The sequence below is a fragment of the Novacetimonas hansenii JCM 7643 genome, assembly GCF_000964405.1.
In the GTDB taxonomy this organism is placed as follows: Bacteria; Pseudomonadota; Alphaproteobacteria; order Acetobacterales; family Acetobacteraceae; genus Novacetimonas; species Novacetimonas hansenii.
Map to the genome: position 1 here is coordinate 56,778 of NZ_BANE01000096.1, position 18,925 is coordinate 75,702.

Genomic DNA, 18,925 nt, shown 5'->3' on the forward strand with positions numbered 1-18,925 from the left:
GGCACAGACGTGCCGCGTTATCGACCATCCATGTGCGTCCGGATCGGCAGGAAGATTCATAGTGGCAATGACAGTTGCAGCCCCGGAACGGGGATGTTCAACCGTCGCCGCGCGGTAAACCACAGGTTTTCCGTTGCGGTATGAAGTGCCTGGAGCATCAGTTCGCTTCGGTTCAGAACTGTGCTGGTAACGGTGTAAGATCTGCTGGAATTGTGGACGTCAATGCTGTCGGTGTACAGTTGATCTGCCAGTACGGGACGATGTCCGTTCCTGTCACGTCCACGACGGGCCTCTCCCTCGCGATTGTAGCACGAGATGCACAGGCGGTTCTGGATCACTCTTTCCGCCTGTTTGTGACAGCGTACGCAGATACGGGCCACACGCATTGGAGGCGTCGCTGCTTTCTCAGGAGCGACGCCAGCACGCATCGCTCCTAGCGCGCATCCCCTGCAGGCCTGCCGTCCTTCCCACGCCTGTGGTGGCCTGATGCGGGTTGATTTCCACAGGGCGGCGCATCCTGCCTCCGTGAGTTTCAGCTGTCGCGTCGGACATTCGACAAGCTCCATGGATGCCTCCCCTATGGTCAACCATGGTTATCTAACCAGATACCCACGTAAAACCAAGAGAAAGAACCGGAAAATTGTTGATTGTCAGGCCAAAAGCGGCAGGCGTGATGACAATAATGTCTGGTTATCCACAGACCATTATCGTTAAGAGGTTATTTAAATTTGTTAAAACAGTTACGGGTCTGAAAACCGGTTTCGAATCAGCATATTGCGCGTTTTTCAGTCCATAAAACCACGACATACGGTCCGTGATGTTACGACGCTTCAGTCCGCGATATTACGACGCCCGGTCCCGGATATACGACAAAAATCTGATTTTCCACAGGAAATGGCAGAAATCCCGCCTCTGGTGACGCCGCCAGAGGCTATTCCACGCATGAGCGGCATCAGGGCCGTTCATTGACTGCCATCAGGACAGCCAGGTTTTGATAAAAACCCTTTATAAACAAGTGGATGGTCTGTTGGGTCCGTAAAACCACGATGGATGGGTCAAACCCTGTCCCTATGCGAAAATACGACCTGCACACGTCGCGGCGGTACGCGCACGATCCCGGGCGGTGCCTCCAGGTTCATCTGGTAATGGATCAGGCTGTCGCGGCGGCATATCTCGACCAGTTCCGCCTTCAGCTTCTTTAATTCCATCTGCGTGCCAATTTTCTCTGCCAGGCGCGGAAGCGAGATCATCCACGTCTGCTGGTTGCCCAAATGCTTGCGTACCAGTTCATACAGCCGACGTTCCATTGCCATGGTCAGTTCGAAATATTTGGAATCCATCGCGAGAACGCGGCGCTCCTTGACGATGGCGCGGTACATCCAGTCGCTGAGGGTAACTTCAATGGCCTCCATGACCCGGTTGCCGTCCTTGCGCATGCGCTTGACGATGCGCCACGCCTCGATCCAGCCAAAACCGCGCTCCTCCTCCTCTCCGGCCGACGCGATTGACGTGGTGATCGTCGTTGAGCGCAGGCGGAACAGCGCATCCTTCAGCTGCTCATAGGATTTTCCGGATGTCCCGCGGCCCGCCACGCGCAGAAAATCCACGGCCGCGAACTGAATGGTCCGGCCGGGCTCGATTCCACGCTCCAGCTGCTCGTTCATCAGGGACGTCACATAGATCAGAATGTCCTTGTCCCAGATGGTCGCGATGCCCCGTTCTCCGGGCGAGACGCGTATCATCACCCGCCCATCGTCATAAGTGATGGGCGTGTGACGGGGGCGCTTGGCCAATGAAAAGAAAGGGAATTCCATCAGGGCGCGGTCCCCGCGCAGGGTCTGCCCCATCATGGAATCAAGAAAAAGATCAACCTGCTGCGCCGCCACATCCACCTCCGGATCTGATGCCCGGACCGCTTAGGTCCCTGAAACCACGACAGCCTAACGTCGCGGATACCGAACGACAACAGATTTTGGTCCCCGAAACCACGACAGCAGGAGATCGGCAGGGGCTACCCTCGGGAAAAGGGGTTATCGGCGATATTGAAAGTCACCGACAGGGTCATTTCTGCTCCTGCGAGATAGTCTTTGCGCACAGATTTACAATAGCGGGTAATTGTTACCTTGCGACCATCATCACTATTTTTTATTTTGTCTTTTGAGAGTTGATCGGGCACAAACCCCAGATCATGGCACAGTTGATCCAGGCGCTTCTTGTCGTATCCCCCCTGCAATGGAATTATATTGACTGGAATGCTCAGGTGACCAACTTGAGGGGTGACAGCCTCATGGCGATATGAAGAACTGGGGACTTCAAGTTCTTCATCATGTTTGAGGCGCGTCCTTACTTCCGCAAAAAAATTGTCAGCCGGGTTGTCGTTCTGGGTCACGATCATTCCTTTCATCGTCATTATTTTGGGGATCAGAATTTTTAAGTCTCGTGCATCTACCGTTTGATGCAGGAACTTCATTTTTTATTGTTCCCAAATCAGGACAGTCCCGCAACCCTTGCGGCAGTTTTTCGCTCTGGAACACCATATCGATTCTTCTCCGGTCGTAGGGATGTAATGCGTGTGCAGGGCCAACGGCCAGGGCATGGAAGGCAGCACCGCAATGTTCGCAGTTGATGTAGGAAAGTGGCCCGATGCCCTCGCCGCCCTCCGGCCAGAACAGGCCTGCGTCATCCTCTGCTGCCAGAACGCTGATCGTCATGTCGCAGTCGGGGCAGGGGGCGCACAGACTTTCGGGGAGCATCTGAAGGCGTCTAGGAGGCATCGTCCACATCCATCTCCATATCGCAGGTCCCGTACTGGCACCTGCCGTAATGGTGGCAGTCCGCCGCCGGTGACTGGCAGCGCACAGCGGCTTCCGCCGCCAGACGTGGCGCATCGCTGGTCAGCCAGCTCTCCCGGCAGCCGCCCGCAGCCAGCAGGGCACGGCAGGCCCGCGACCCGATCTTCGGGCGGCGGCGCGCGGGAATGTCCTCGCGGATCCTGTGCCCGTAGCGCGCAGCCCATGCATGCACCCAGACACGCGCGGCGGCGAAAGATGGCAGGTCGATGTTTTCGGTCCGTGATACACACCATTGCCGTGCAACGTCCCGCGTTTCTGCCACACAGACCCAGATTTCCACGCCCGCGCGCCCACGATGCGTCAGCGAGAAAACCACCCCACGCACCCCATGGTCTCCCCTGATGACGCAGGCACGCGCCGGGATCGGCATGGGCTGCACCATGCGTCGGCCGATCAGATCGACAGGCTTCCCCATCACATCAGCCCCAGCTTGCGCTGGCGTGCCCAGAACATGCGCAGGAACCCGCTGCACATCCGCATCTTCGCGGTGTCCCAGGCCCCATCCGCGCGCTGCGGAAACAGGAAATTCCCCGGTCCCTTGCTCATGTCGATCGGCACGTGCTTGTGACAGTAGAACCTGCCGGTGAACATGCCATCCCCGTCCACCTGCAGGCTGTCCAGTAGGGATTTCCAGGTCTCCGGATCGGCCTGCTCCGGCGCGCCGGGCCGGAATGCACAGTTATCACATGGCTCCGCGCAGACCGGGTCCGCGATATACTGCGGGGGGAAAACCTCCCATATCGCCCGGCATGACCCGCAGAATCCGACCTCCTGTGGCAGTCCCAGTTCCCGCAGGCGCGCATTGGTCTGAACCGTCGTGGTTTCACGGACCCCGCATGACGGACATTCCGTCGGGCGCGGGACGGGCAGTCCCTCCGCTGTTCGGCTCTCCTGCAACTCGCGGCGACGCTTTGCCTCACCCATGGCCGCTTTCCTTCAGGGAGGGGAATTCCTTCCATTCCCGCCCATCCAGCAGCGCGCCTGAGCGCTTTTTCCCGACGCGATTTCCTTCCGCGTCATGTTCGCCCCACTGCTTGAAAAAGAACGGAATTCCGTATTTTTCGCACTGTTCTTGCAGTTCCGAGACCCAGTCCCGCGCCATTGGTCGGGCGTGCGGTCCGCTTTCGCCGCCAACGATTACCCAGTTGATGCATGGGTCAAAGCCGTCGCCCTGGGTCCCCCGCCAGTCGGCATCGCTAGGACATGGCTGGCAACGGCACTCCGGTTCGCCGCCACAGCACGCCCCCGTTGGATCCAGCCATTCCAGCAGGTCTACCTCGCCGAGGAGCGGTTCGATGGACAGGAACCGGCAAGAGGCCGGCACCTTCAGAAGGGTCGGCACATTGCGCTCTGCCTCGACCTGGTTGGCGATGGTCGCCCCCAGCCAGACATTGTGCCAGCCCATGCCCCATGCCGGCGCGTCGTCCTGACCATCAGGCAGGAACTTCGTGAAGTTCTGCGGACGCTTCGTCAGCAGCAGCCAGTCCAGATGCGGTGTCTGCGCGATCAACGCCCACAGATCCCGCCGCCACGCGTGCGGCACCTGGTTGTCAAACACGTCCGCCAGCGACGCGCAGAACACCCGGCGCCTTACGCCTGCGTCCCGTGCCTCCCGGTCCCATTTGAGGGGCTGCCGCCAGTTGGTCCCTGATGTACGACGACGATCGCCCTGCCACAACTGCGGCGCGCCGGTGCGCTTCGCCCAGGCCTCCGCATAGCAGTGGTCGCAGGCGGGGCTGATCGCGGTGCATCCGACCCACGGATTGAACGTGTGGTCGGTCCATTCGATCGCGGAATTGCGTCCCATGCCCGTTTTTTACCTTCGATAATGACAATTCCCGTCGGGATCTGTCAGCGTGATTTCCAGAGGGTGACGCGGCCGGATACTGTCCGCTCGGCACGCCGGCGGCGCACGAGGGATTTCAGGCAATACCGGACGGCAGATGCGTTCATCTCGCCGTCCATGGCCTCGATAACGTCTTCCGATGCGACCCAGAGACCGGAACGCGCCCGCAGAAAGCTGGCGATCTGCTCCATCCGCGCATAGGTCGGTCCGTGATGTTCGACGTTCATCAGACGGTATCCTTTCTATAAATTTTCACTGTGATTCCGAGCCCTGCTTTCTGAGCGCGCGCCAATGCAGAAACAGCCCGTTTCCCCATCCCGATCAGCACAATGCCATCGCCTGGCGCGTTCCCACGCGAGCCATCCGGCCTGATGAATTTTGTCTTGCCCCGGGGGAAAAGCATCGCATCGGCTTTGGGCGTGCAATCGTGGAACCAGCCAGCACTGGTCCGCGCATATACGCAGGCAATCCCATTCCCGTGGCGCATGAAGCGCGCCAGCCATGGCACGACGCCATTGCGCGCCCCAAATGGGGGATTCATCCAGACGAACCCATCCCATGCACTGGAAAGGCCATCGTTTTTCATGGTCAGAAACCGACGGCATGGCACGGACAAATATTCCCGGCCGGTTTCGGGCTGGGAAACATCCAGATCAAATGTCTCTCCCAGTGCCTCAAAAATTTCCGGGGGCGTAAACCACTCGTCTGACCGTCCCGTCATGGCGTGGTATGGCTTTGTCATGCCTCAGTGCTCAGAGGAACAGCTATCCAGCCCGCGAACCAATCGTCAGGAAAACCTCCGTGCCCGACAGGCGCGACCATTCCCCAGCCAACATCCAGACCGTCGGACAGAATGCCGGGGTGCGCGACCTCGATTACACGGCCGTTCCACGTCTTCAGATCGGCTCTGTCAGGCCTGACGCGCGGGAACAAATCGTCATGGATTTTCGCGAGGACCGGACTGCCATTTTTTTTGGCAGTCTCAATAGGGTTCCACGGGTTCTTCTGCGCCACCACTTCATATCCACGAAGGCGCAATATTCCCATCAATTCGAGAGCATGCTCATTCTGATGCTTGGGAGTTTCATAAACGGATGTCCTGCCGAGGGCAGCACCGACGATCTCAATAATCCGGGGATCAGACATCCCTACATCGAGGTCTGCCAATGCCACACCAGGCTTTGGCAAGATCGTGTAATCGACGCCGGAACGAAAGTTCCAGGCCCAACTTTCGTCATCGCCTTCGCAATGCTTGAGATGGCCATCACCGCGCGTTGCACGGTCGTGATAAAAACCACAGCCATGCCAACATTCCAGACCGGCCTTGATATAGGCAACAGCCGCATCAGACGGCAGCTCTGTTCCATCATGGTTTTTAACGGCCTGGATGATGGCCTTCGCGCTCCAGTTTCCTTTTGCGAGGTACGCCAGCGTTTTTTCGCATGGGGACAATACGGTTTCTATTACGGGTCGCTGCGTCATGACATGCTGACCTTTTCAAGAACCCGGACCTCTCTTCTCCAGACTACATAAGCAGGAAGCCCCAGCTGCGCCGCATCCCATTTGATGTGACAGCCATCCCGATATGGCGTCCGGATTTGTCCGTCAGGCCCGTGTTCCACCGGCGAAGAACATCTTGTCCAGCCCATGGGAATGGCCATAAAGCAACTGCGCTTCTCATCGCCCACTTCGCGTCTGATATCGCCGCTCTGAAGCCGCAGGATCAGTTCGTAATGACAGATGGTCCCACTGTCTGTCCATCGAAGCTGAAGGCGTGGAACTGGCAGTTCTTCGTAACCTGCGCCATCTCGGTTCCAGCATGCCAGCGATTTGTGTTCGATGAGGTAATCGTCTGCGATCAAGGCCCGGAACGCACGGCGTACGGCATCCTTCTCCCGTTCCGTCATTTCAGGATCAGCCCGCATGGCGACACGCATCAGTTCGGTTACATCGCTCATGATGCTATCTCGCTCCATATAGAGGGACGAGCGAAAGCGCGACGTGCTTACCCAAGGCAGTCAGGCGGAAATACACATTCGTATCTTCCCAGCACGGTGCTTTGCCCGGATGCATGAGACCTTTTTTCACCAGCCCTAAAAGGGTTTCATTTTTGGAGGACGTGAAGAAATAGTCGCGGTAGCCAGACTTCCACGGTTCGTATTCGTTCAGGCCAAAGGCATGCACCAAACATCCCCTTTCCTCTGTAGAAAGAGTGTCGGCAATAGGATCCTGCTCCGGTAATTTCTGATCTTTCTCGGGCCATCTTCGGACGCGGATATCGATGATCCGACCGTGATCGCAATCCATTGCACGCCAACAGTCCATCCGCGCATGCCCGGCAGTATGGGCAAAATAGGCGTTCTCGCCATCGTGGCCTTTAACGCTGACGCGCCATGCCTTGCGCAGGCGCACAGACGTTTCCGCAATCGTGCTGCCGTATTTCAAATGGGGAAACACAACCCGTGAATTCTGTTGAGGAGAAGCACGATCAAACACCATTTCCGCCCTCCGCTTTCACCAGCGGACGCACGTATTGCCTGATGATTGTCCCATCTTCGGTGTCCCAGGCACTGACCATTTTCCACTGGCTGTTGCGTACGAAATCAGGAACCGGGAGAGCCTCCACAGTAGCGAGGTCCAGACTGTCACCATTGAGGACATCTTCCCAATCATTCTCGACCAAGCGACTTTCGATGCCAAGGTACGCTAGAACCCGCATAACACTGCCGGGCGCGTCTCCCTCCTCAAACATCATTTCAAAGCGCGGCATTGGCAGCGCATCAGCTGCGCGCACATTGGCTGTATGGTAGGAAAAGGTATCCACACGGCAGGCTGCAATCTGCGTTTCCATGTCGATGCGGCGGACGAGGGGAACAACGGCGCATGGTGTTTTAACGTTCTGCGCCAGTTCTTCGGCAAAAGATTTGCGCTCACTGGCGGCAAGAGCTTTTCCATTTACTGTGGAGCAGATCGCATAGGCGACTGTCTCCACGTCTGCGTACGGCGGGATAGGAGAACCAAGCCCGACCACTTCCTCAGCCGCCTTGCGGGCCAGCTGCATGTACAATGCTTTCTCCGTGTCGGACCAAGCCGACTCACCTGCAGGCGACATGGCGCAGGCGATCCGGGCAATATCTTCTTCGCTCAGGACGGCGGCCAGCATCACCCGATCCGTTGTGCTGCTACACATATTGGCTTTTCCTTCTCTTGCGGTTCAGGTTGAACCGCAGGCGCGACGTCAGGGCGTCGGGCACGGCATCTCCGAGTGCCTGGTTGATCCACACACCCCCGACCTGCACCCATGTGCCCGGCGGCGCGCATGTGACTATCTTTCGGCTTCTGGGGCTCCAAACGACATCCACCTCGATGTCGGTCCGCGTATGCGTGATGCGCCATATTTCGGACCCAGAGCGGTCCAGCCGGTTGAGGAATAGGCCCCGCCGGTCCCGGATCTGTATGAACAGATCCTCGTATTCCCCCGCGCGCAGCGCGATACCGTACCGTTCGAACAGGCGATCCGCGAAATGCTGGCAAAATGGAATGGGCAGGGCCATGGCGCTACGGCCTCTGCACGATGTTCGGAATCCGCGACCACAACGTGTACGGGGCCATGTCGTCGTCATCCCAATCGCTGGATAATGGGTGTGCGACGACAGGCGCCTCGCATAGCTGCCCGTATTCGTCAGGGCGATGCCAAAGCACGTCGCCCTCGTCCTCAAACCAATCCTCGGCCGGCATCAGGACAGATACACGTCTCCATTGCATCGCATCTGCCACGTCTCCCTTTGACGTATGGGCCAGTGATGCACGGCCAGCGGCATAGGCAGACTGGCGCACTTCCTGCACCAACTCACGCACCTGCGATGGAGTCAGCACCGCGCCATGGTAGACGTAACGTGCTCCAAACTCGGCCGCCGTATAATCAAAACCTCCCCAGCCAGTCTGAACCGACCATGTAATCGGGAAGGGCACACCCACGCAGGCCTTGCGTATGGCCGCGACCCAATGTCGTCCGTCAATGTGGGGATTTTCCGGCTTTCCCAACTCACCAGGCCAGCCATTGTTTTCGGGCACATCCGGTAACCGGCGGGAATTACCCTTATCGGCGGCATCCAGGCGTTCGTGCGTCAGGTTTGCGGTTTTCATGCCGCTTCCTCCACCTGGTCCATCTCGATGAGATGGTTCGCGGTATCGGAGATGGACATCCGCTGGGTAAAGCAGGTCCGGCAGGCATCCTCCATATCGGCACGGGCCGACATGTCCGTGGCGGAGCGTATGAAAACCAGTTCTTTGACGAAAATCAGAAAGGAATCAAACGTCATGGCATCATTCCGGTGCTGCTTCCCCGGTCACCCGGGGAAGCATGGTGGCGGGAAGGTCAGGAAATTTCGGGCTTGCCCCGCATCACGGGCATCTGTGTCGTTCCACTGGCCTGCAACAGGACACCCGCGAACGCATCGTCAAACGCGACATCCGCGCGATAGCGCTCCACAGCCCAGGTCACCGAACCTCCGCGCAGGCGGTACCGCAGGCGCACCAGCAGTCGATACGCCGCGTCGTTGGCGAATACTGGGATCGCGATCAGAAACAGGTTCGGAACCTTGAGCGGCTCGCCCTTCTCATCCGCATGCTCGGTCTGGAAAACCATCTGCCCCTCGCCGCTGGACAGATTGACCGCCTGCGCCACCCGGCTGTTCTCGTGCACCTTCAGCCCGCGGGACAGTTCCAGCAGCCTGTGTGAATCAGCGAGGTTCCCGCCCAGCTTGGCCACGGTCTCGCGCATTGCGGCGTCCAGCGGGCTTTCGCCATCCACCGGCGTGGAGGAAATCGGCTCCATCACGTCCAGAAGCCGGTTTTCGATGAATTCGGCAAAATCGGTGATGCTGACATAACCGCGCTTTTCAAACGCCTGCCATGCCTTCCATTCATCAGACAGGGGGAATCGGTACAGGCCACGATGTTCGCAGTTATGCGTGCCGGTGCGCTCGTCAGGGCCGGCCTCATGATAATCGAGGACGGACATCATGGACGGGTTTTCGCGGTCATCATTCGCGAAAATGACGCTGTTTACCGCCTGGAAACGTAATGCATGGGCACAGAACGACGGAACGTCGGTGAACACCGCAGTGCCCTTGCGCCGTTCGGGCACAATCCGGTTTTCGTCCAGAAACGCCTTGACCGAATGCAGCTTCACGCCGTCCGGAACCGAGAGGACCACCGCGCTCGCATCAGTACCACGATCCACCATCATACCCTTGGGGCCAATGGCGGCCGGCATGATATCGCGCACGACGGCGGCGCCGGAATTATCGACGGCGGCGATTTTTTCGGGAGTTTTTTCAGACATTATACGTTCCTGATGGGTGATGATGAAGTCGGAACTTCACGCAGTTCCATTTCCTGCTGGCGCGGGTTGCGCCTGGTCAGGTGGTTCTCGGGCGTGGCCCAGAACACGGATTTCGCACGCGCCATGCGCGGCTTCGTCACCTTGAAATCGGTCGTCGTCGTGATGACGCCGCCTTCCAGTTCGAAGCCGATCGTGATCGCAATTTTTCCCTTGCTGCGGCCATTTTTGGACATGGCCGCATCACTCATCGCGGCGACGAGGTCCTGGATGGCATCCCCGGCGTCGTGATTGAACTGACCGTCCTCAACCTGGGCGACCAGCTGGGAAAACGACGTGGCGGCTCCCCTTTCTGCACTCATGAAATTCTCCGTCATGCTGGCCCTGATTGGCCATGCGGCGCATGCGCGCGGGCATCCGTCACACGGCCAATCCGCTATGGCGTTCGAATACATTTGAGTATTTCCGTCATACCTACGGATACTTGTTCAGAGACGGCGGAATACTGTTATTCCGCGAAAGCGGTGGTTGGTGCTTTTCCACATCCCAATGGTCGCCTCGACCGTGAAATGATCCTTTCGGAACATTGGGAGCACCTGGTCCAGCCATACGATATGCGCCCCTGACGGCAGCCGCTGCAGCGCGCGCATGACGAGGTTCCGCTTGACCATGGTGGTGCCGTAATGCTCGCAGTCCTCAACCGAATATGGCGGGTCCGCCAGCACGAGGTCATATTCGTGCAGCGGCACGTTCGTCAGGGTTTGCGCGCAATCGACATACGTCGGGGAGCGGTCCGGATTGATATCCACGGTATCACCGGGGAACGCAGCCAGATCCACGCATCCACTGAACAGGTGCAGGGTGCTGCGTTTATCGGGGAACAGCGCGCGGACCCGTTTCAGGTATCCCGCCGGATATCCCCCATAATACCCGCTGGAGACACGATAATCGGCCCCCATGATCCACGTGCCGACCACGCGGCCCGTCCCATCCACGAACAGCGACCGCGGGAACCCGGTGACGGCGCAATAATTGTCGATGCGATCAGGCCAGTTCACGATTGTCCCTTTCGCACTTTGCACCCTCCATTTCCGCCACCAGGACGGAACACTGGTCATCGACCTCACAGAAAATGAGCAGTCCCAGAGCCTCCAGGCATTCGCGCACAGCCCTGATGAACAGGATGGCGCTATCCTCCGCACCCAGAGGCTCCGGAACGGCACCCCGGATGACCGGGGCCAGATTGCCCCAACTGTCCGGTGACGGACCCATAAACGCCTCTTTTTCGCACGACAGCGCATACATGTCGGCCCGGTGCACACGTTCCATGATGGAAACGCTGGCCATTTCCGGCAGGCGGAAATGTCTGTGGACTGCCTTCTGTATCCGGTGCTGGAGGATCTCGACGGGATCATCGGACCGGCCGGCCGAGCGCAGGACTGCGCGGATAGCCATTTTCATCGGAGTGGTGATGTCACCCGTATAGGCCTCATGCGCGTCGTGCAGCAGGGCATAGATCTGAACTATCGGCCCCGCATCAGGATAAAGCTGCAGGAGGATGTCACGCACAAGCAGCGAATGCTGCGCGACGCTCCAACTTTCAACCGTCGTCGCGCCATTGAAACGCGATGTGCGAGAAAGATGCACACCGATATCCATCAGACGCACCTGCTCGGGCCGAGGATCGAGCAGATCGAACTTCATGCCCGTATAGGTCTGTTTCCACGGCTGGGTCGCATGCGGCCTTGTCGCATCGCCCCGCAATCTGGTGCTGGAAAATTCCATTTTTGGTTTACCCGCGAGAATAACGATTATCGACGGTTATCCATCTGGCGCCCAAGGATGGCGTCCAGGCGCTTGCGCGCGGATGCGATGACGCGTGCCCCTTTGGCGGTGACGCGGATAAATGGCGAACGCCTATCGGCCGCATTCATCTCACGTTCGACCAGTCCCTCGGCCACCAGCGCATCAATCGCGCGAACGGCCGCCCCTTTGCTGATCCCGACCGCCTTTGCGATGTTGCGCACAAACTCCTCGCGATCGGCGCAAAGAAATACGCACCACTGTCGAACGGTAGCGATTCCAGAAGCGTCGCCACCCAGATAACCGTGGTGGAGAATTTCAAACAGAGCGCAGTGTGTGTCCGCACCACGGGCCATGTTCTCCACCTCAGATTGTCCCGATCAGGTAGTGCAGTGCGATATTGATCGCCCACACGCCGCATGCCAGCGCCGCGGCCATCGCTGCTCCAGAGATGACGCCGGTCCGGAATGCGGAATTTTCCGCCTCCATCTTCTTGCGACGCCAGAATGTTTCCAGAACCTCCACAGGGGTCTGTGTCGGAGAGGGAGCGGCTGTGGAACGTTCATACATCATGGTTATCTCCATATGCGTCATGGTTAAATAACCAGATACGAAAACGATTATCCCGTCAAGCGGATTATCCTCGTGATGGCAGTAATATACCCATTCCCGTTGGAATATGTGTTATTCCTCGGGTCGTGACGGCACGCTGGCCTAGCTGAATATGGTTTCTGAAAAACCATACAATTCTAGGAATAACGATGCCCGAAACCGACTTTGATTTCTGTGCTGACTTCACGCTGAACGAAGAGGGCGGTTATCAGAAAAACCCTGCTGACCCAGGCAACTGGACAGGGGGTGCGATCGGGCAGGGCATCTTGATCGGCACCAACATGGGGATTTCCGCGCCGTGTCTGCGCGGCTGGTTGAACCGCGTGCCAACCGAGGCGGACATGCGGGGCCTGACGGAAAGCATGTTTTCCCAGATCTATGCGGACCTGTTCTGGACCCCGTGCGGCGGTGCGGAACTGCCATCCGGTATCAACCTGATGGTGGTGGATGAGGCATTCAACGCAGGCGAGGAAACGAGCCTGCGCCAGCTGGCCGAAGTCAGGTCATCGCTGACTCCGACTAGATTGATTGCACCGCTTTTTGCCATGCGGCTGCAGGCCACCCTTGGAGTACGAGCTGACGGGATTATTGGCCCTGTGACATTGGAGGCCATTGCCGCCGCAGATGCACTGGACCTGGTGCATATCTGCGCACTCGGGTCGCTACAGGACAATGCCTACCGGCAGGATGCCGGGTTCGCCGAATTCGGCACTGACTGGCTGGGGCGCACCGCGCGCCGTGTCACCAGTGCGTTCCAATTATCCAATGCCGCGCGAAAGGCTGCATCATGAAACCGTCATCGTCACTGGCATCCATTACCGCCGCATTTTCCATCCTGCTCTACGAGGTGCCGCAGCAGTACGTGGCCCCCGTATGCACCGTGATCGCGGCGTGCGCCATTGCGGCCGCCATCATCCAGCCGCCGCCGCCTGGCGCGCGTATCGAGGGCATCATCTACGTTCTGATTAATGGCATTGCGGCCAACGTCGGATGGGCCGTCAACGCGGTGCGCCGCGGGAAAACTGCCGTCATGGTGGATCGGGTGCAGAAGCCGACCGCGACCACGATCCTCGATAAGAGCGGTATTCCTGTCACGCCGACGCGGCTTCACTTACCGACGAAGTTAAGGCAGGTGATTGAAAGTAAAACTTCATCAAAATCGTAATAGAAAGCCCCGACCAAGGTATCTTGGACGGGGCATCCCCACTTTATGTCGTGGGATCGTGGCATACCTGCAGCATCATATGCTGAGTGGCAGTGCAAAAGGGTATCTGTCAGTGCAATACATTTAATAATGTGTTCTTGACAGATGGCAGTCCGATGATCGCAACCGATTTCCAGAAGGTTCCATCAGAGGGGCAAGACGACCGAATTTCACGGTATTCAACGACTGAAGCTCGTGGCTGAGTCTGTGATCTACACGTAAAGCAAACACTTTGTTTTATTTACGTGATGCTAAGCGATGTCCAGAATTTCCCGATATTACCGTTTTCTATTCGGTTCTATTCCGACCCACTTGATATCATGAAGACGGACACATCCCGGCTTCACGGGAGGAAGTTTCGAATGGATAGGATTTCCACCGATTTCCCATCCTTCATTGGTTACCATTGCCGCAAATGCTTTTGCAAAAGCACCCTCTATGGGAAGATCTGCAAATGCATAAGATTGGCCGGGAACCATACGAAACTGGTTCATAATGCCACCTTTCTAGGCAGTTGTGCGGGACTGAACATTCTCAGTCCCGAATGAATGGGATGGCATTTTCCTTGAGAACGCAAGAAATTTTTATGCGTTTGTTGCATTTTGTCATAAAATTAGAAAAAGGGGATTTAGCGAGGATATATTCTTTCTCCTACCAATGGCATAAGTGTCCCATGCTGGATGCACTGGTCTGCATGCCAGTGTTCAATCAGATCTACTACATGCGTTCGCAACGCTTCCCGGTCCTGAATCAGCCGAGCGGCTTCCTGGTGCCGCGCGTCATCATTTTGGGCGAGCAACTCCGTCTCGTAGCCAATTTGCCGTGACATCTCGACGTCAGGCAGGGAGGACAGCGGTGCATACGACAGGGGCACCGTCAGGGATTGTCCGCGGGTCCGGCTCCCGCTCAGTTCTGCCCCGATGGTGGGTGCCGTTGTCAGCGCGCCGACCGTTGCCTGTGCGCCCTGTGTGAACTGCACAGACAGGGTGCCGGTCACTGTGCCAGCCAAAACCCCCACCACGGGATCAGACCGCTGTTGCGAGCACTGGACGGCCTGCACATCCTGCTCAAATCTGGTTGCCTGCTCGGGCGTCCAGGATGCTGCATGGGAGACAGACACCGCCCCCGAACGCGCCAGGCTGTCCTGTATGGACGCCATTGCCTGGGGGATCGTGGTGGCAACCTGCGGCCGGGCGCTGCATCCAGTCAGAAACGCCACGGCCATGATGAGAATGGCACCGGCGATCATACAGGGCATAAAATTGGTGGTGCCCCCTTTTGGAATCGCGAACTGCCCGCAAAGCGATTTCCGTTCGACGCTCATGATATCTCCTTCGGCCGCATGCGGCAGGTCGCGCTTTACGCGCGATAAATGGTATTCTCGCTCGTTCATCCTATCGTCACGACCTAGGCCGCCCCGCACATCGGGCGCCTGACAACCATTTTCTCCGTGCGGCGAAAATGGCCGCGATCGGTATGGGGCCGTCGCTTCATATGCGACGACAGCGGGAGACAGTAATGCAGCCCCAGTCGCTCCGAGCGCCGCGCTCGACCTCCGGACGCATCGGGCCTCTTGACTTCTTCCATATTGTTCATGTTACGTTCGGTTCTGCGAATGAAAGGGGAACATGCTATGTCTGGATACGCAGGCGACAGGACAACCGGATTTGCATCGCCTGCTGCGGACAGCGCTGAGGGGCCTATTGATCTGGGCGCCGTGCTCGACCTCTATCGCCCCAATCGGTATCCGGTGCGCGTCGTAGGAGATGCCCTGTCTGCTCGCGGGATCCTGCATGGGGATGTGCTGATCGTGGATACGGCGGCATCGCCACGTACGGGCAACGTGGTCATCGCACGCTGGCAGGATCAGACCATTGTCTGCGAGATTACCCGCAACCGGGATGGATGGTTCCTGAGGTCGGGCCGCTCGGGCGATGGCGATGCCCTTCGCCCGGTGGACGGAGACCAGAATGCGGGGATATGGGCCGTGGTCTGCGCCGTGGTGCGGACCGAGGTGTGAATGTGCCGGTCTTTGGCCTCATCGATGGGAACTCGTTTTACTGTTCCTGCCAGCGGGCCTTTGACGCCAGCATCAGACATTCACCCGTCGTGGTTCTAAGCAACAACGACGGGTGCGCGATCGCCCGGACGGCCGAGGCCAAGCAGTTGGGCATCAAGATGGGCGAGCCGTGGCATCTGGCACGCAGGCGCCCAGCACTCCGCGCCGTACAGTGGTACTCGAGCAATTATCCGCTGTATGCTGACATGAGCCGACGCATGTTCCAGGTGCTGGAATATCGGGTTCCCCGCGTCGAACCCTACTCGATCGATGAAATGTTCCTCGACCTCACGGCGCTCCCATATGATCTGGCCACCTTCTGCGCGGACCTGCGGCGTGACGTTCTGGAAATCTCCAAGATTCCGACCTGCATTGGCTGGGGGCCAACGAAGACCATAGCCAAGGTGGCCAACCGCATCGCGAAAGCGGATCCCGCGCTACAGGGGCTGTGCGATCTCAATGATACGGCCCTCCGGCATGACTGGTACCGCCGGACTGACATCGAGGATGTGTGGGGCATAGGCCACAAGGGGGCCGAACGCCTCCGGCGGGCAGGCATCCACACGATCGCGGATTTTGTCGAGATGGATACACGCGCCGTCCGCAACCTGCTTACGGTCGTGGGCGCGCGGGTGCAGGCGGAACTGCAGGGGCAATCGTGCCTCCCCCTGGCGGATCTGGCAGCTCCACGACAGGGACTCGCTTGTACGCGCACATTCGGCAGGCCGATCGACAACTGGTCGGATCTGCGCGAGGCCGTCGCTTCATATGCGACGACGGTCGCAGCCAAACTCCGACGCGATCGGCTGCATGCCGGCAGCATCAGTGTTTTCATACGGACCAACCCCCGCACATCGACCGAGGCGGGATGGTATGCCAACCAGCAATCGATCAGCATCGAGCCGACCAATGATACGATGGCGCTGATCGCGGCATCACTGCGGCTGCTGCGAAAAATCTGGAAACCGGGATATCGGTATTTCAAGGCTGGCGTCATTCTTGACGCTCTGGCACCGGCCGCGCGGCAGGGCGCGCTGTTCTCAACCCGCGATCCACAACGCGCCGAAAGCGTGATGGCAGCGATGGACGCCCTCAATGCCCGGTTTGGCCGCGGGACCGTGCGCCCGCTGGCGACCGGCACGCGGCAGGACTGGCGCCCGCGGCAGGCCTTCCTGTCACCTGCCTATACCACGCGGTTTGAGGACATCATGCAGGTCCATGCATGGTGACACCTGTTTACCGGCGATAACGCACATTCCCGCGCCCTTAATACCGTGACGACAGCCTAAACGAAGGCCGCCAGCGCGTGGAACGCTAGCGGCCTTCTGATTCAACCACTGACGGAACCAGAGGATGAACTTGCAGAATCTTACCGGAAGGCTCGGGCCGGTACAAGCCTCGGCATCAGGCCGCCGCCGCACGCAGATAGTTGTCGTTGGCCGCTACCAGGTTCTGCCACTCCTCCCACAGCGGGAGCAGACTGTCGGCGGCCAGCAGTTGACGCCATGCCAGGGCATGCGCCTCTACTGTGCGACTGCGCAACCAGCGCCACGTCGCGCGCTGCTGTCCGCCCCAGGTCAGCAGTTCGACGAGATCATCGTCGGCCATCCCGGTATAGGACCAGCCCAGCAGGCAATGCCCCTTGCGGGGATTGGGAGTGGGATCGCCATATCTGGCCGGTGTGCGCGTGTCCCAGACGGGCGGCAGCTGGCCAGCCTCATCCTCGTACAGATCCGCATCGGCGAACTGCACCCCGAAATATGGAGCCGTCAGGTCCGCCATGATGTTGCACAGCCCGTTGCGGTCATGCGGGTCCGTGCTGCCCCAGATCGGGAACAGCGTCTGGTTGGTCACGTCGTATCCGTCCCGGGCCGCCGCGGTGAGCATGTCCACCTCTACTGCGCCGGTGTCCGTGGCAGGATTGCCCGGCACGAACCCCGTGTGGCGGCCGTAGAACGTCAGCGCCTGCGCCGTGGTCACGTCCACCTGGAACCGGTTGAGCGCCGCCGTGGCGCGGATATGATTCCCGATACCCGCGCTGGTACAGTCATTCGTCGTGTCGTTCCCCAGCATGAGAACGCCGGGGTCAATATGGGACCGGATCAGACTGCTTGGCGCCCTGCGGGCCATGAAGCTGCGCATGACCGCCATGGTCGGCTGGCCAGCACGGGTCTCTGGCGGCTTGCAGCCAAATTTGCGGAGCATCATCGTGGGGCATCCGATGGATCAGGCGGAGGAGGACCCAGTGTGGCGTCGATTTTTCGCTCACGGGCGCGCTCCCGCCACGCGGCCAGAGCGAACGCGACGACCTGCGAGAATGCGCAGCCGGTCAGGAAAAGACCGACCGCTGCCAGAAATTGCACCGTCATGCGTCACGAAGCCGCTGCCGAAGCAGATAGCCCCCCGGATCTTCAGAACTGCTCATCGTGAATTGCTCGCCAGATATGCGTAAAGGAAGAACGCGCCAGCAACGCCGCTCACGACGCCACTGAGCCAGAGAAGGACGGCGACCGTCGGGTTCATGGCCGGCCTCCTACAGCGCGTTGCTGTCTTCATCCCGGGCGACCGACAGGCGCCGCAGGCCGTCGCGCAGGATGCGATTGTCGCTGGCGAGGAATGGCAGCCCGTGGCGGTCATATCCGATATCCACGTCCGGATCGAAATTGGCCTCCCGCAGGATGTCCTTGCGGTCGAGGTAAAACCGCTTTTTCTTCGATCCGTGGAATCCATGCGACAGCAACCCGGGCACGACGCCGATATCCTGACGCACGGCCCGGTCGCAGGCCGCGGCAAAATGGCGCAGACGCCGCGCGCAGGCGGGTGACGTGTAGGCGTCCGAGGTATCCAGCTTCCCCGCGAACGCCATGGCGGCGATATAATCGGCAGCACCCGTCACCAGCCAGTCGGGCAGGCCGCCGAAATCGTTCCAGACATCCAGACGGAACGCCCAGGCGTATCCGTAATGCTGCCGCCAGTCGCGCTTACGCTCCGGGTCCAGCAGCCACTGGGCGCTGGACTGCCCGATGCCGTAATCCTCGTCGGTGACGATGATGTCGCCCGCCGCCCACGCGGCGCAGAACGAGCGGTCCATCTGCCGCCCATGCTCGTCGCAGACCGGGTTTTCATCGGGGCCGAGGTCAACGGAATAGGACCAGGGCTGCCCCACGCGATGCACCTGAAGCATGTCGAGCGTGGCCAGTGCCCA

The 18,925-nt window shown here is 59.1% G+C and carries 30 protein-coding genes; 4 read left to right on the plus strand and 26 right to left on the minus strand.

What is annotated here, in order from left to right:
* Positions 1-56: 56 nt before the first annotated feature.
* From B7G66_RS17220 to B7G66_RS07970, 22 genes are all read right to left on the minus strand, one after another.
* A complete protein-coding gene (locus B7G66_RS17220; RefSeq protein ID WP_139312889.1) occupies positions 57-566 on the minus strand; it encodes a hypothetical protein in 510 nt (169 codons plus the stop codon).
* Positions 567-1,055: 489 nt separating this feature from the next.
* Positions 1,056-1,886: a replication initiator protein A gene (locus B7G66_RS07875; RefSeq protein WP_048859068.1), complete on the minus strand. Its 831-nt coding sequence runs from the start codon at positions 1,884-1,886 to the stop codon at positions 1,056-1,058.
* 125 nt (positions 1,887-2,011) lie between these two features.
* A complete protein-coding gene (locus B7G66_RS07880) occupies positions 2,012-2,389 on the minus strand; it encodes a hypothetical protein (protein WP_139312888.1) in 378 nt (125 codons plus the stop codon).
* On the minus strand, positions 2,364-2,711 hold the full coding sequence (locus B7G66_RS17805; protein WP_141312834.1) for a hypothetical protein: 348 nt from the start codon (positions 2,709-2,711) through the stop codon (positions 2,364-2,366). Before B7G66_RS17805 ends, B7G66_RS07880 begins: the two co-directional genes overlap by 26 nt.
* Before the next feature lie 52 nt (positions 2,712-2,763).
* On the minus strand, positions 2,764-3,270 hold the full coding sequence (locus tag B7G66_RS07885; protein WP_141312836.1) for a hypothetical protein: 507 nt from the start codon (positions 3,268-3,270) through the stop codon (positions 2,764-2,766).
* The gene (locus B7G66_RS07890; RefSeq protein ID WP_052955177.1) at positions 3,267-3,776 is read right to left on the minus strand and encodes a hypothetical protein; all 510 of its coding nucleotides are present in this window, start codon (positions 3,774-3,776) and stop codon (positions 3,267-3,269) included. The genes B7G66_RS07885 and B7G66_RS07890 overlap by 4 nt, the downstream gene beginning before the upstream one ends.
* Entirely contained in the window at positions 3,769-4,659 is an 891-nt protein-coding gene (locus tag B7G66_RS07895) for a phage Gp37/Gp68 family protein (protein WP_048859043.1), read from the minus strand. Before B7G66_RS07895 ends, B7G66_RS07890 begins: the two co-directional genes overlap by 8 nt.
* A 44-nt stretch (positions 4,660-4,703) precedes the next feature.
* Positions 4,704-4,925, minus strand: coding sequence for a hypothetical protein (locus tag B7G66_RS07900; RefSeq protein WP_048859044.1), 222 nt, complete (start codon positions 4,923-4,925; stop codon positions 4,704-4,706).
* Entirely contained in the window at positions 4,925-5,440 is a 516-nt protein-coding gene (locus B7G66_RS19050; protein ID WP_200146820.1) for a DNA N-6-adenine-methyltransferase, read from the minus strand. The genes B7G66_RS07900 and B7G66_RS19050 overlap by 1 nt, the downstream gene beginning before the upstream one ends.
* Positions 5,437-6,180 carry a hypothetical protein gene (locus B7G66_RS07910; protein ID WP_048859046.1) on the minus strand — a complete coding sequence of 248 codons (744 nt, stop codon included), beginning with the start codon at positions 6,178-6,180 and terminating at the stop codon, positions 5,437-5,439. Before B7G66_RS07910 ends, B7G66_RS19050 begins: the two co-directional genes overlap by 4 nt.
* On the minus strand, positions 6,177-6,656 hold the full coding sequence (locus B7G66_RS07915) for a hypothetical protein (protein WP_048859047.1): 480 nt from the start codon (positions 6,654-6,656) through the stop codon (positions 6,177-6,179). The genes B7G66_RS07910 and B7G66_RS07915 overlap by 4 nt, the downstream gene beginning before the upstream one ends.
* Positions 6,657-6,660: 4 nt before the next feature.
* A complete protein-coding gene (locus B7G66_RS07920) occupies positions 6,661-7,197 on the minus strand; it encodes a hypothetical protein (RefSeq protein WP_141312838.1) in 537 nt (178 codons plus the stop codon).
* Positions 7,187-7,888 carry a hypothetical protein gene (locus B7G66_RS07925; protein WP_048859049.1) on the minus strand — a complete coding sequence of 234 codons (702 nt, stop codon included), beginning with the start codon at positions 7,886-7,888 and terminating at the stop codon, positions 7,187-7,189. Before B7G66_RS07925 ends, B7G66_RS07920 begins: the two co-directional genes overlap by 11 nt.
* Positions 7,881-8,252, minus strand: a complete 372-nt coding sequence (locus tag B7G66_RS07930; RefSeq protein WP_048859050.1) for a hypothetical protein — start codon at positions 8,250-8,252, stop codon at positions 7,881-7,883. The genes B7G66_RS07925 and B7G66_RS07930 overlap by 8 nt, the downstream gene beginning before the upstream one ends.
* A 4-nt stretch (positions 8,253-8,256) precedes the next feature.
* On the minus strand, positions 8,257-8,844 hold the full coding sequence (locus tag B7G66_RS07935) for a hypothetical protein (RefSeq protein ID WP_048859051.1): 588 nt from the start codon (positions 8,842-8,844) through the stop codon (positions 8,257-8,259).
* Positions 8,841-9,020 carry a hypothetical protein gene (locus B7G66_RS07940; RefSeq protein ID WP_048859052.1) on the minus strand — a complete coding sequence of 60 codons (180 nt, stop codon included), beginning with the start codon at positions 9,018-9,020 and terminating at the stop codon, positions 8,841-8,843. Before B7G66_RS07940 ends, B7G66_RS07935 begins: the two co-directional genes overlap by 4 nt.
* A 56-nt stretch (positions 9,021-9,076) precedes the next feature.
* Complete coding sequence (locus B7G66_RS07945) at positions 9,077-10,045, minus strand: DUF2303 family protein (RefSeq protein WP_048859053.1); 969 nt, start codon at positions 10,043-10,045, stop codon at positions 9,077-9,079.
* The gene (locus tag B7G66_RS07950; protein ID WP_141312842.1) at positions 10,045-10,404 is read right to left on the minus strand and encodes a hypothetical protein; all 360 of its coding nucleotides are present in this window, start codon (positions 10,402-10,404) and stop codon (positions 10,045-10,047) included. Before B7G66_RS07950 ends, B7G66_RS07945 begins: the two co-directional genes overlap by 1 nt.
* A 126-nt stretch (positions 10,405-10,530) precedes the next feature.
* On the minus strand, positions 10,531-11,100 hold the full coding sequence (locus tag B7G66_RS07955) for a hypothetical protein (RefSeq protein ID WP_048859055.1): 570 nt from the start codon (positions 11,098-11,100) through the stop codon (positions 10,531-10,533).
* Positions 11,087-11,827, minus strand: coding sequence for a hypothetical protein (locus B7G66_RS07960; protein WP_048859056.1), 741 nt, complete (start codon positions 11,825-11,827; stop codon positions 11,087-11,089). Before B7G66_RS07960 ends, B7G66_RS07955 begins: the two co-directional genes overlap by 14 nt.
* 26 nt (positions 11,828-11,853) lie before the next feature.
* Positions 11,854-12,201, minus strand: a complete 348-nt coding sequence (locus B7G66_RS07965) for a MarR family winged helix-turn-helix transcriptional regulator (protein WP_141312844.1) — start codon at positions 12,199-12,201, stop codon at positions 11,854-11,856.
* Positions 12,202-12,211: 10 nt separating this feature from the next.
* Positions 12,212-12,418 carry a hypothetical protein gene (locus tag B7G66_RS07970; RefSeq protein ID WP_141312846.1) on the minus strand — a complete coding sequence of 69 codons (207 nt, stop codon included), beginning with the start codon at positions 12,416-12,418 and terminating at the stop codon, positions 12,212-12,214.
* A 188-nt stretch (positions 12,419-12,606) separates the two neighbouring features.
* Between B7G66_RS07970 and B7G66_RS07975 the strand changes: the two genes are divergently transcribed.
* Both B7G66_RS07975 and B7G66_RS07980 read left to right on the plus strand, forming a co-directional pair.
* Entirely contained in the window at positions 12,607-13,248 is a 642-nt protein-coding gene (locus B7G66_RS07975; protein ID WP_048859059.1) for a glycosyl hydrolase 108 family protein, read from the plus strand.
* Positions 13,245-13,622: a hypothetical protein gene (locus tag B7G66_RS07980; RefSeq protein ID WP_048859060.1), complete on the plus strand. Its 378-nt coding sequence runs from the start codon at positions 13,245-13,247 to the stop codon at positions 13,620-13,622. The genes B7G66_RS07975 and B7G66_RS07980 overlap by 4 nt, the downstream gene beginning before the upstream one ends.
* A 667-nt stretch (positions 13,623-14,289) precedes the next feature.
* On the opposite strand, the gene B7G66_RS07985 is transcribed toward B7G66_RS07980, so the two are convergent.
* A complete protein-coding gene (locus B7G66_RS07985; protein WP_048859070.1) occupies positions 14,290-14,910 on the minus strand; it encodes a hypothetical protein in 621 nt (206 codons plus the stop codon).
* Positions 14,911-15,294: 384 nt separating this feature from the next.
* Here B7G66_RS07985 and B7G66_RS07990 point away from each other — a divergent pair, with 384 nt between their 5' ends.
* Together B7G66_RS07990 and B7G66_RS07995 are read left to right on the plus strand one after the other, a co-directional pair.
* Positions 15,295-15,681 carry a LexA family protein gene (locus B7G66_RS07990; protein ID WP_048859061.1) on the plus strand — a complete coding sequence of 129 codons (387 nt, stop codon included), beginning with the start codon at positions 15,295-15,297 and terminating at the stop codon, positions 15,679-15,681.
* The gene (locus tag B7G66_RS07995; RefSeq protein ID WP_231106203.1) at positions 15,642-16,949 is read left to right on the plus strand and encodes a Y-family DNA polymerase; all 1,308 of its coding nucleotides are present in this window, start codon (positions 15,642-15,644) and stop codon (positions 16,947-16,949) included. The genes B7G66_RS07990 and B7G66_RS07995 overlap by 40 nt, the downstream gene beginning before the upstream one ends.
* A 175-nt stretch (positions 16,950-17,124) precedes the next feature.
* Here B7G66_RS07995 and B7G66_RS08000 read toward each other — a convergent pair whose 3' ends face one another.
* From B7G66_RS08000 to B7G66_RS08005, 3 genes are all read right to left on the minus strand, one after another.
* On the minus strand, positions 17,125-17,928 hold the full coding sequence (locus B7G66_RS08000) for a hypothetical protein (RefSeq protein WP_048859062.1): 804 nt from the start codon (positions 17,926-17,928) through the stop codon (positions 17,125-17,127).
* Entirely contained in the window at positions 17,925-18,089 is a 165-nt protein-coding gene (locus B7G66_RS18180) for a hypothetical protein (RefSeq protein WP_170213668.1), read from the minus strand. Before B7G66_RS18180 ends, B7G66_RS08000 begins: the two co-directional genes overlap by 4 nt.
* 164 nt (positions 18,090-18,253) lie before the next feature.
* On the minus strand, positions 18,254-18,925 hold a 672-nt coding region (locus B7G66_RS08005), incomplete at its 5' end, for a hypothetical protein (RefSeq protein WP_048859072.1).

Bases quoted from the DNA above. Each gene is read 5' to 3' on its own strand.
- B7G66_RS17220 (WP_139312889.1), bottom strand. From the start codon at position 566: ATGGAGCTTGTCGAATGTCCGACGCGACAGCTGAAACTCACGGAGGCA.
- B7G66_RS17805 (WP_141312834.1), bottom strand. From the start codon at position 2,711: ATGACGATCAGCGTTCTGGCAGCAGAGGATGACGCAGGCCTGTTCTGG.
- B7G66_RS07890 (WP_052955177.1), bottom strand. From the start codon at position 3,776: ATGGGTGAGGCAAAGCGTCGCCGCGAGTTGCAGGAGAGCCGAACAGCG.
- B7G66_RS07895 (WP_048859043.1), bottom strand. From the start codon at position 4,659: ATGGGACGCAATTCCGCGATCGAATGGACCGACCACACGTTCAATCCG.
- B7G66_RS07900 (WP_048859044.1), bottom strand. From the start codon at position 4,925: ATGAACGTCGAACATCACGGACCGACCTATGCGCGGATGGAGCAGATC.
- B7G66_RS19050 (WP_200146820.1), bottom strand. From the start codon at position 5,440: ATGACAAAGCCATACCACGCCATGACGGGACGGTCAGACGAGTGGTTT.
- B7G66_RS07910 (WP_048859046.1), bottom strand. From the start codon at position 6,180: ATGACGCAGCGACCCGTAATAGAAACCGTATTGTCCCCATGCGAAAAA.
- B7G66_RS07915 (WP_048859047.1), bottom strand. From the start codon at position 6,656: ATGAGCGATGTAACCGAACTGATGCGTGTCGCCATGCGGGCTGATCCT.
- B7G66_RS07920 (WP_141312838.1), bottom strand. From the start codon at position 7,197: ATGGTGTTTGATCGTGCTTCTCCTCAACAGAATTCACGGGTTGTGTTT.
- B7G66_RS07925 (WP_048859049.1), bottom strand. From the start codon at position 7,888: ATGTGTAGCAGCACAACGGATCGGGTGATGCTGGCCGCCGTCCTGAGC.
- B7G66_RS07930 (WP_048859050.1), bottom strand. From the start codon at position 8,252: ATGGCCCTGCCCATTCCATTTTGCCAGCATTTCGCGGATCGCCTGTTC.
- B7G66_RS07935 (WP_048859051.1), bottom strand. From the start codon at position 8,844: ATGAAAACCGCAAACCTGACGCACGAACGCCTGGATGCCGCCGATAAG.
- B7G66_RS07940 (WP_048859052.1), bottom strand. From the start codon at position 9,020: ATGACGTTTGATTCCTTTCTGATTTTCGTCAAAGAACTGGTTTTCATA.
- B7G66_RS07945 (WP_048859053.1), bottom strand. From the start codon at position 10,045: ATGTCTGAAAAAACTCCCGAAAAAATCGCCGCCGTCGATAATTCCGGC.
- B7G66_RS07950 (WP_141312842.1), bottom strand. From the start codon at position 10,404: ATGAGTGCAGAAAGGGGAGCCGCCACGTCGTTTTCCCAGCTGGTCGCC.
- B7G66_RS07960 (WP_048859056.1), bottom strand. From the start codon at position 11,827: ATGGAATTTTCCAGCACCAGATTGCGGGGCGATGCGACAAGGCCGCAT.
- B7G66_RS07965 (WP_141312844.1), bottom strand. From the start codon at position 12,201: ATGGCCCGTGGTGCGGACACACACTGCGCTCTGTTTGAAATTCTCCAC.
- B7G66_RS07970 (WP_141312846.1), bottom strand. From the start codon at position 12,418: ATGATGTATGAACGTTCCACAGCCGCTCCCTCTCCGACACAGACCCCT.
- B7G66_RS07975 (WP_048859059.1), top strand. From the start codon at position 12,607: ATGCCCGAAACCGACTTTGATTTCTGTGCTGACTTCACGCTGAACGAA.
- B7G66_RS07980 (WP_048859060.1), top strand. From the start codon at position 13,245: ATGAAACCGTCATCGTCACTGGCATCCATTACCGCCGCATTTTCCATC.
- B7G66_RS07985 (WP_048859070.1), bottom strand. From the start codon at position 14,910: ATGATCGCCGGTGCCATTCTCATCATGGCCGTGGCGTTTCTGACTGGA.
- B7G66_RS07990 (WP_048859061.1), top strand. From the start codon at position 15,295: ATGTCTGGATACGCAGGCGACAGGACAACCGGATTTGCATCGCCTGCT.
- B7G66_RS07995 (WP_231106203.1), top strand. From the start codon at position 15,642: ATGGGCCGTGGTCTGCGCCGTGGTGCGGACCGAGGTGTGAATGTGCCG.
- B7G66_RS08000 (WP_048859062.1), bottom strand. From the start codon at position 17,928: ATGATGCTCCGCAAATTTGGCTGCAAGCCGCCAGAGACCCGTGCTGGC.
- B7G66_RS18180 (WP_170213668.1), bottom strand. From the start codon at position 18,089: ATGACGGTGCAATTTCTGGCAGCGGTCGGTCTTTTCCTGACCGGCTGC.